General features: G+C 45.7%; 12 protein-coding genes. 6 read left to right on the top strand and 6 right to left on the bottom strand.

The window, feature by feature from the left end; translation table 11 throughout:
- Positions 1-185: 185 nt before the first annotated feature.
- Entirely contained in the window at positions 186-413 is a 228-nt protein-coding gene (locus QT990_RS22640) for a hypothetical protein (RefSeq protein ID WP_333181070.1), read from the bottom strand.
- Positions 355-1,353 carry a hypothetical protein gene (locus QT990_RS22645; RefSeq protein WP_333145085.1) on the bottom strand — a complete coding sequence of 333 codons (999 nt, stop codon included), beginning with the start codon at positions 1,351-1,353 and terminating at the stop codon, positions 355-357. Before QT990_RS22645 ends, QT990_RS22640 begins: the two co-directional genes overlap by 59 nt.
- 276 nt (positions 1,354-1,629) lie before the next feature.
- On the opposite strand from QT990_RS22645, the gene QT990_RS22650 reads away from it, so the two are divergent.
- From QT990_RS22650 to QT990_RS22660, 3 genes are all read left to right on the top strand, one after another.
- A complete protein-coding gene (locus tag QT990_RS22650) occupies positions 1,630-1,872 on the top strand; it encodes a helix-turn-helix domain-containing protein (RefSeq protein WP_293176868.1) in 243 nt (80 codons plus the stop codon).
- Positions 1,873-2,191: 319 nt separating this feature from the next.
- Positions 2,192-2,473 (top strand): helix-turn-helix transcriptional regulator, encoded by a 282-nt coding sequence (locus QT990_RS22655; RefSeq protein WP_333340357.1) that lies wholly within the window; start codon positions 2,192-2,194, stop codon positions 2,471-2,473.
- Between the two features lie 234 nt (positions 2,474-2,707).
- Entirely contained in the window at positions 2,708-2,977 is a 270-nt protein-coding gene (locus QT990_RS22660; protein WP_015176288.1) for a helix-turn-helix transcriptional regulator, read from the top strand.
- Between the two features lie 39 nt (positions 2,978-3,016).
- Here QT990_RS22660 and arfB read toward each other — a convergent pair whose 3' ends face one another.
- Together arfB and QT990_RS22670 are read right to left on the bottom strand one after the other, a co-directional pair.
- On the bottom strand, positions 3,017-3,430 hold the full coding sequence (gene arfB, locus QT990_RS22665) for an alternative ribosome rescue aminoacyl-tRNA hydrolase ArfB (protein WP_333412783.1): 414 nt from the start codon (positions 3,428-3,430) through the stop codon (positions 3,017-3,019).
- A gap of 72 nt (positions 3,431-3,502) precedes the next feature.
- Positions 3,503-3,982 carry a restriction endonuclease gene (locus tag QT990_RS22670; protein WP_333145081.1) on the bottom strand — a complete coding sequence of 160 codons (480 nt, stop codon included), beginning with the start codon at positions 3,980-3,982 and terminating at the stop codon, positions 3,503-3,505.
- A 225-nt stretch (positions 3,983-4,207) separates the two neighbouring features.
- Between QT990_RS22670 and QT990_RS22675 the strand changes: the two genes are divergently transcribed.
- Entirely contained in the window at positions 4,208-4,405 is a 198-nt protein-coding gene (locus QT990_RS22675) for a hypothetical protein (protein WP_333145080.1), read from the top strand.
- Positions 4,389-4,643 carry a hypothetical protein gene (locus QT990_RS22680; RefSeq protein ID WP_333145079.1) on the top strand — a complete coding sequence of 85 codons (255 nt, stop codon included), beginning with the start codon at positions 4,389-4,391 and terminating at the stop codon, positions 4,641-4,643. The genes QT990_RS22675 and QT990_RS22680 overlap by 17 nt, the downstream gene beginning before the upstream one ends.
- Before the next feature lie 34 nt (positions 4,644-4,677).
- Here the strand turns inward: QT990_RS22680 and gnd are convergent, their stop codons facing one another.
- Positions 4,678-6,132: a decarboxylating NADP(+)-dependent phosphogluconate dehydrogenase gene (gene gnd, locus QT990_RS22685; RefSeq protein WP_333465773.1), complete on the bottom strand. Its 1,455-nt coding sequence runs from the start codon at positions 6,130-6,132 to the stop codon at positions 4,678-4,680.
- Between the two features lie 293 nt (positions 6,133-6,425).
- Here gnd and QT990_RS22690 point away from each other — a divergent pair, with 293 nt between their 5' ends.
- On the top strand, positions 6,426-6,848 hold the full coding sequence (locus QT990_RS22690) for a hypothetical protein (protein WP_333145077.1): 423 nt from the start codon (positions 6,426-6,428) through the stop codon (positions 6,846-6,848).
- A gap of 66 nt (positions 6,849-6,914) precedes the next feature.
- Here QT990_RS22690 and QT990_RS22695 read toward each other — a convergent pair.
- A partial coding sequence (locus tag QT990_RS22695; protein WP_333412778.1) for a hypothetical protein occupies positions 6,915-7,106 on the bottom strand: 192 nt, incomplete at its 5' end.

Consider the following 7,106-nt stretch of genomic DNA (forward strand, 5'->3'; position numbering starts at 1 on the left):
GAGGGGGCGCTCTACGTCCAAGGCTTTTTGGCCGTGCCCAAAGCGCCCTACAAGCCGATCGACAATCCGACTTTCAACCAGTATAAACGATCGCCCCCCTGCATCCCCAAATGATATGAAATCAGATCGATCGCCTACCAGCCCCTTCCGGGACACGGCTGTGATGCCGTGTCCTTACCCGTAACTTATCGGCGACAGCCTTCGGCGATCGCCCTTAACACCGCTAGCCGCACTTCTGGATGAAATTTCTCAAGCCCGTTAGCCCGAAAAATCCAGTGTCCGCCGCCCGCGTGCTCGATCGCAATTTTCTGACCGTCAGGCAAAACTATTTGCCACCAATTCAACACACTGGCTTTAATAAGGTGGCACTGAATTTCGTTCAGTTGAGCCTCCATTAATTTCAGTTGACGCATGATAGGATTTTGGGCAGATGACTTCATGATTTTTCTCATTAAATGAATTCGACTGTTTCTCGGCTTGGATTTCAGTTTGCCGATTTTTGAACTTAACTTCACCTTCCGAAGTTTTTGCCTTAACTTCCCTTTCCGAAGTTTTCGCCTTCACTTCCGTTTTACCACCTTTAGGCTCAACTTTCACTCCAAAACCTTTAGACTTAACTTTTCCTGGGGCAGAAGTTGCAGTCTGTTCCGTGGCAGGCTTCTTAAACTCCGCGTCTAATTGGTCTAAAATCTCCTCTTGTTCGGGAGTATGTTCCGCTGGCTGGTCTGAATTTCTGGGATTGTATTCGCCAACCAACCTGGCCAAAAATTCCGAAATTGACAGTCCGGCTGCGGCTGCTTTTTTCGTTAAAAGGGCGTAGGTGTCGGTTTTAATGCGAATTTGTTTGAGCCGGAGGTTGGGATTGTTGTCAACGGTTTCGGCAATAGTTACTGCGGTAATCCTTTCTTTGGGTATGACATCGACAACTTCTTGCCACTTTTCCTGTAAACGACAGTCGCCGTATTGGTCGGTAATTGCGTGTTTGAACAAAGGCACAACTTGAGCAACGCAGCTAGGCAAAATCTCAAATCCTGCTTTAATTAAGCGCAGGCAAATGCTCGCAGCTTTGATAATTTGTGTGCAGTAAAAATACTGCCTACCTAATGCTTGTTCGCAGTAACTTTTAAAAGTTTTGAACTTGTCTTTGTACAATCGCAGCTTTCGGATGGCGTCCAGCATGATTCCTTGACGCACGTAGTCTAGGAATCCCCTTTTAATTTCGCCTGTCAGGTAGTCTAAATCGTGAAAGGGAGATTGATTCTGGATTTCTTCTTCAAAGTCTAGCAGCGGGCCTGCAAAGTGAAAGTTGGAGGCGACATCGCCTAGGTAGAAGTTGTCAATGGATGTGGGCATGATCGGGAATGGTTCGAGAAATGGCACGATAGCACGGAAGTTGTGCGATCGCAAAGTTGAAGTTTTGGTCTGGATCTTTGATACAATTTTGAGTTGGGCACTCTTGTGAGGTCGATCGACCTTTTACATAGCACCACCTCAAGGCGGTTATTCAAAACTGTAGGTTTTGGCTGTTCGCCCTGGCCGGCCAGCTTTTGTTCTGTCACTTGTATCTCATTATGAGATGTCGATTTAAATTTTTCAAGTATGACATCTCAATTTGAGATTTATGTTACAATGTCATCAAGAAAAGAACGAAGACAGGAGGGCAATTCACCATTGGAAGCCCTAAGAATCAACAAAACAGACTTATCACAAGATGAGTTTGCTTTTAGATGCGGGATTCCCCGGGCCACGTATCATAGATGGATATCTGGAGCCACAGAACCAAAATTTTCTCTCTTTCAGTTGAAAGCTATTTGCCGAGAACTAAAAATAGAAAAAATCGATGAACTTCCAGAGAGCTTTGGGCCGAATTAGCAATTAAATTAAACCAACAGTTAAAAAATTATTACTGCTGATACAATTTTGAGTTGGGCACTCCTGTGAGGTCGATCGACCTTTTACATGGCATCACCTCCTCGGCGTTGAGAAAAAAGGGGCTTAAGGTATGCGCCCAACCCCCGAAAATACGCTTGGGTATGCAAGCACAATTGATAGACACGAAAAATCCGGCGGTTCTTCCAACCTGCATTTTGACGAAAGTAGGCTCGCCCGACCGTCTTCTGTCATGTCCGTCACTTACAACTTTAGTTGGAAAGCTCCTCTTTGTCAACTAAAGTTGTATAACTTTAGTTGAATGAATCAAGATATAGACTATCTCAAACCAGAAACTATTCAAGAAGCTATCCAATTGGCTGAAGCTACTCAGGAACAACTAGCCCGAAACCTAGGAGTTTCTCTAAATACAGTGAACTCCTGGGTTAATTGTCGGAAAATGCCACGGGCGGATAATTTCTTCGCCCTATGCCGGGAGTTAAAGCTTTCGCCCAAAACCGTGGCTAGATTGCTAGGCATCGATATCTCCAACATCCCTGACGATATCCCTTTGATAAGATCGCCCTCGCCGAACGACAACTAACCCGCAGGGGTTCGTCCATGTCTAGGGAAAAGGGCTTGAGTCATGCACCCAAGCCCGGAAAATACTAAGGGTATGCAGGCATAATGGGTAGAAACTACAAATAAGGCAGCTCGCTAAACCAAAGCGTTTCCACCGTCCGGCTAAAGGAGCCGCCTTTGTGTTGTCTCTATCTTTAACAAGGATACTTGTAAACAACTCGGTTGTCAACAAGTCTGCTTGTAAGTTTCCTATGATATGCCCCGAAAGAAACAAACTCAAGAGTCCAAAGATATACCAGCACTGCAAATCTTGCGGGAGGCTGTGGGTTTATCGCAAGCAGCTTTAGCAAAGCAAATTCCCGACAAAACGGGCGCAAAAACCCTAAGCCAACAAGCAATCAGTAACTGGGAACGAGGACTAGACCAACCAGAACTCACCATTGCTCAAATGAAAGCTCTTTGCAAAGCTTTGGGAAAAACGCTTAACGATTTACCGAACGACTTAGGCCCACCAAATCCCGACTGACAACTAAAAAGTCAAAAAGCCCGATCGACCTTTCATCGATCAATCCGTAATTTTCGCTCTCATAGCTTTAATCTGCCCTCGCTTGGTTTTGCTGTCGAGACGCTTGCGCTGGGAACTACGAGTTGCTTTGCTGGGTTTGCGCGGTTTCGGTATGACGATCGCACTTTTAATCAGTTCTTGCAGCCGTCTCAAAGCCTCCTCCCGGTTTTGTTCCTGGCTGCGGTGTTCCTGGGCTTTGATGACAATCACACCTTCGGAGGTGATGCGCTGGTCGTTGATTTGCAACAAACGCTCCTTGTAGCGATCGGGCAATGAGGAAGCTGGGATATCAAAGCGCAAGTGAATAGCACTCGCCACCTTATTTACATTTTGCCCCCCCGCGCCTTGAGAGCGAATCGCACTAATCTCGATTTCGCGATCGTCTATGAACACGGTATTAGAAATTTGTAGCATGATTGAGCAGTGAGATTAAATATACCGGGAAAGCAGTGCATCTTTTATATATAACTTACTTTGGTAGATAAGTTATTTACTACAATTCTTAGCTATCAGGATGAATTCCATGAGTCTTTTTCTATCCCATAATTCTATGTCGTTAGATTCAGCAAGGTTGTAAGCATTTTTTGTAAATCTGTTGTTGGTGATTACTATGGCTTTATTTCCTTTGTAATATCTAACCGCTCCTGCTACTTCTTGAACGGCTTTAATACCAACTGGTCTTTTGGTTCTTTTTGCTTGAACCACCGTTCTTGAGCCATCTTTGTACAAAATTAGATCGGCTCCATAATCTTGACTATGTTTAGTTAAATTAACAATATAACCACAGTTTATAAAATGGAAAGCTAGAAATTTTTCAAACTCTTTGCCAGTCATTTCATCCACTTCCAGAATACCACTGTCTGATAAACATTTTCTTGGCTCTTCTTCTTTCCAGGTATCTACCCATTCCCAAATCATATTTACCGCAGCGAAAACGATAGCGGCTACTAATATAAAATCTAACATAAGATTATATTTAGTTTAAAGAAGTATTTACGAGCGTACCCGATTTACTCAGTATAGTTATCTACCCATATCACAAGCACATTGTGATCTTAATTACTGATTATCTAGGGAAACTCTGAATTTATGAGAATTGATAATAGGTGCAGGGATACAATCAATGATAACTGAAATTTTTGTCATCAATGGGTGATACAATAGCCAATTGGCTCAACTACACATCGACCTATGCCATCATCAGGAGTCCAATACTTAATTATCAATGCCCTGGAAACTCTCGACTTGCTGATCTGGAGAATATATGATGAAGAAAAAGGCTTTTGGTACATCGAAACCCCTAGTCGAGCGTTACCAAGGGCTGCTATACTACAAAGTGGCGAGATTGTTCGTATAGACGAGCTTGAAGACTATGACGAAACCGCATGATATTAGAAGAGAGCAAGACCGCAGATTAGGAGAATTAATGGCGATCGCACGTCAGCGATTCCTCGATGCAGGCGGCGATCCTCGACACCCGCCATCAGGTATAAAAGGCGATGATTACATGACAGACGCAGAAAGACAAGAAGCACTGACGATCGCCCGATCGCTCTTTAACGACGAATATATTAAAACCTATCTCCAAAACAAACGTCAAAACAATTTGCAACCCCAGAATAATTAGTAAGGTGCGCCGAAACGCACCCTACAAAAATTAATTAGTCGGTAGTACCAGTTTGCAGCGACTCTTTAGCAGTCTGCGTCCACTCAGAGTGGAAGAATTCACCGCGCGGTTTGTCGGTGCGTTCGTAGGTGTGAGCCCCAAAATAATCACGCTGAGCTTGCGTGAGGTTTTGTGGCAATCTTTCGCGTCGGTAGCTATCAAAATAGTCCAGCGAGGCGCTAAATGCTGGCACTGCAATCCCCAGTTGGCAAGCAGTAGCTAACACGTCCCGCCAAGCCGATTGGCGATCGAGAATGCTCTGTTTGAACTCCGGCGCTAACAGCAAATTCGGCAACGTGGGATCGTCCTTGAAAGCTGTTTTAATCTTGTCCAAAAATCCAGCCCGAATGATACAGCCACCTTTCCAAATTCGGGAAATTTCGCTCAAACTCAAGTCGTAATTGTACGACTTCGAGGCCGCGCTCAAAAGTGCCATACCTTGCGCGTAGGAGCAAATCTTCGAGCAGTAAAGCGCATCGCGGACTTTGTTCACAAACTCTTTAGTATCGCCTTCGTACTTGCCGCTAGGCCCGGTTAGTTCTTGGGAAGCTTTGATGCGCTCGTCTTTGTAAGAAGACATGATTCTGGCATTCACAGCAGCGATAATTGTGGGAATGCTCACGCCCAATTCCAAAGCACTCATTACAGTCCAGCGGCCCGTGCCTTTTTGACCGGCGGCGTCCATAATTACCTCAACTAAGGGTTGCTTAGTTTCCGGGTCGTTGTACTTGAAAATGTTAGCCGTAATTTCAATCAAAAACGAGTTGAGTTCGTCTGTGGTATTCCATTCGGCAAAAACTTCCTGCAACTGCTGGCCGTCCAATCCACCAACGTTTTTGAGCAAATCGTAGGCTTCAGCAATGAGCTGCATATCCCCGTACTCAATGCCGTTGTGAACCATCTTCACGTAGTGACCAGCGCCACCGGGGCCGATGAATGTGACGCAGGGGCCGTCATCTACTTGAGCCGCAATTTTGGTGAGAATTGGCTCTAGTAGGCCGTAAGCAGTGCGGGTGCCACCGGGCATCAAACTAGCACCATTCAGCGCGCCTTCTTCGCCGCCGCTGATGCCCATGCCGACAAATCCCAGTCCGATCGATTCTAAATCTTTGGTGCGGCGTTCGGTGTCGTCGTAGAGCGAGTTGCCGCCGTCAATAATCATGTCGCCCGGTGACAGCATGGGTTTGAGCTGGTCGATGACTGCATCTACGGGTTTCCCAGCTTGCACCATGACTAAGATTCGGCGCGGGGTTTCTAGGGCATCGACGAATTCTGTCAGAGTCTTGGCGGCTACAATGTTCTTGCCGGGGGCGCGTAGGGCCATGAAGTCGTCGGTTTTGGCTGCTGTGCGGTTGTACACAGCCACGGAGAAGCCTCTGCTTTCGACGTTGAGCGCGAGGTTCTCGCCCATCACTGCTAGACCGATTAAACCAAAATTTTGCTTTGTCATGCTAATAACCCGCTGGTTGTTCCCGCTTGAGGATTGATTTGCGAGAGAGGAAAGCGAGGCGGGGTGTACCGCTTTCCGGTGGACTAAAAGTATTGGACAATAGACCTAGGAGGTTTAGGTTTATTTTTATATTCTCAGAATTGCTGTTTGGTAAATCAGTAGGGTTTTTTTAAGATTTAAGGGGTATTAATGACGCGGGCAGGTGATGATAAGGCAGGTATTCTGTCGATCGCGGTAACGGTAGATACAAACAAGCGGACATTTTAAGGAAAATTTAGGAGACTGTTGTAACTATGGAAGATTTGCAGTATCTCGCGGCCTGGGTGAAGGAGCAACACGCTCGCGAGTATATTTTGACTTGGCTGCTGAGTCAACAGGGGCTGTGGTGGTCTGATGGGGATATTTATCAGGCCGTTTTGCAAAAGTCGGGAAAGCTTTTGAAAGCTTATGTCCAAAAAAGGCAAGCGGGAGAGTTATTTGAGGGAATTTCTGAGAAGTTGGTGGGAGATGATAATTGGGATGATTTGGTGCTGAGTTTAGGGCGAATTGTTGCTGTTTATCAAGAGGAATTGCTGAAGCTGCAAGAGCGCGATCGCCGGGGGGATGGGCTAAAAAAAAATTTGATTAGCCAACCGTTGACTGGAGATCCTTTGCCGCTTTTGGAGGTGCAGCAAGCTTTGCCCGATCCTTATGCGGATACTCTAACGGGGAGATAATTGCTCATCATTTTTGTGGATGGAGGCTCATCTCAGAAACCGGGTTTCTTCCCTTATTTCTCGTACTCAACCAAAAATTGTCGCAGAAATCCGGTTTTTCGCCACGCAGTGAATCCCAGAAACCGGGTTTCTTCCTATATCTCTCGTACTCAACCAAAAATTGTCGCAGAAACCCGGTTTCTCGCCACGCAGTGAATCCCAGAAACCGGGTTTCTTCCTATATCTCTCGTACTCAACCAAAAATTGTCGCAGAAACCC

Origin of the sequence: Microcoleus sp. T3_B1, assembly GCF_036700445.1 — a bacterium.
Lineage (GTDB): Bacteria > Cyanobacteriota > Cyanobacteriia > Cyanobacteriales > Microcoleaceae > Microcoleus.

Coding starts and splice junctions, on each gene's coding strand:
- QT990_RS22675 (WP_333145080.1), top strand. CDS start 4,208: ATGCCATCATCAGGAGTCCAATACTTAATTATCAATGCCCTGGAAACT.
- QT990_RS22645 (WP_333145085.1), bottom strand. CDS start 1,353: ATGCCCACATCCATTGACAACTTCTACCTAGGCGATGTCGCCTCCAAC.
- QT990_RS22660 (WP_015176288.1), top strand. CDS start 2,708: ATGCCCCGAAAGAAACAAACTCAAGAGTCCAAAGATATACCAGCACTG.
- QT990_RS22670 (WP_333145081.1), bottom strand. CDS start 3,982: ATGTTAGATTTTATATTAGTAGCCGCTATCGTTTTCGCTGCGGTAAAT.
- QT990_RS22690 (WP_333145077.1), top strand. CDS start 6,426: ATGGAAGATTTGCAGTATCTCGCGGCCTGGGTGAAGGAGCAACACGCT.
- arfB (WP_333412783.1), bottom strand. CDS start 3,430: ATGCTACAAATTTCTAATACCGTGTTCATAGACGATCGCGAAATCGAG.
- QT990_RS22640 (WP_333181070.1), bottom strand. CDS start 413: ATGCGTCAACTGAAATTAATGGAGGCTCAACTGAACGAAATTCAGTGC.
- QT990_RS22650 (WP_293176868.1), top strand. CDS start 1,630: ATGTCATCAAGAAAAGAACGAAGACAGGAGGGCAATTCACCATTGGAA.
- gnd (WP_333465773.1), bottom strand. CDS start 6,132: ATGACAAAGCAAAATTTTGGTTTAATCGGTCTAGCAGTGATGGGCGAG.
- QT990_RS22680 (WP_333145079.1), top strand. CDS start 4,389: ATGACGAAACCGCATGATATTAGAAGAGAGCAAGACCGCAGATTAGGA.
- QT990_RS22655 (WP_333340357.1), top strand. CDS start 2,192: ATGAATCAAGATATAGACTATCTCAAACCAGAAACTATTCAAGAAGCT.